This is a genomic window from Polynucleobacter sp. 39-46-10, from assembly GCF_002282275.1.
The window spans coordinates 1-1,017 of the sequence record NZ_NCJB01000556.1; the positions used below are offsets into that span (position 1 = coordinate 1).

Annotated in this window: 1 protein-coding gene; it reads right to left on the minus strand. The window is 45.6% G+C overall.

Annotation, left to right across the window (positions count from 1 at the left end):
* A partial coding sequence (locus tag B7X71_RS17690; protein ID WP_293601704.1) for an AarF/UbiB family protein occupies positions 1-917 on the minus strand: 917 nt, incomplete at its 3' end.
* Positions 918-1,017: the final 100 nt, after the last annotated feature.

A 1,017-nucleotide genomic window follows, 5' to 3' on the forward strand; every position in this document is an offset into this window, starting at 1 on the left:
AATGTTTCTGGCTCAAGACTGATCATGATGTTGCCAGGATGCATGTCCGCATGAAAGAAGCCATGCTCGAATACTTGGGTGAAAAATATTTCTACGCCATCAGCTGCAAGCTTTTTGAAGTCAACGCCAGCAGCACGTAAATCTGCTGTTCGTCCAATCGAGATGCCATCCATCCTCTCCATCACAATGACATTCGTATGACATAAATCCCAATACATCTCTGGAATCATCAGCTTCTTTGAATCGACAAAGTAGCGACGCAACTGACTTGCGTTTGCTGCTTCGCGCATCAGATCCAATTCATCATGCAAGTGGGTGTCAAACTCAGCAACATTTTCACGAGGCTTTAAGCGACGCCCATCCTCAGAGAGTCTCTCAATAATTTTTGCTAAGTCATAAAGCAAAGCAAGATCGCCATCAATGATTGGCAGAATGCCAGGGCGCAGAACTTTAATAGCAACTGCGCGACCCTCCCACTCTGGATGCTTCTCAGTTCCACGTAATAAGCCAAAGTGCACTTGGGCTACAGAGGCACTAGCCACGGGAGTTGCATCAAAACTAATGAATACCTCCTCGATGGATTGTCCAAGCGCCTGTTCAATGAGGCGGCAAGATTCTTCATTAGAAAAAGGCGGGACTTGATCCTGTAGTTTCGCCAACTCGTTGGCAATGTCTTCAGGCAATAAATCGCGACGCGTAGAAAGTACTTGCCCAAATTTCACGAAGATTGGGCCCAACGCCTCTAGGGTCAAACGAATCCGCTCACCTCTAGGTAAAGATTGGCCTGGAGAGGTCCAACAAATGACAGTCAATATGCCACGACGAATACCAGGCTTCAGAATATCGCGCAGTAATGGCAACATGCCATAGCGCCATGCAGTAAAGAAAATAAAGGAAAGGCGGGCTAGACGACGCACAATGAATTAACCTTTTCGCTCTAAAATTTGGATGCGCTTTTCTATACGATCAACTGCATCACGCAAAGCGTTTAATTCATCTTTATGAATCATAAAAGAT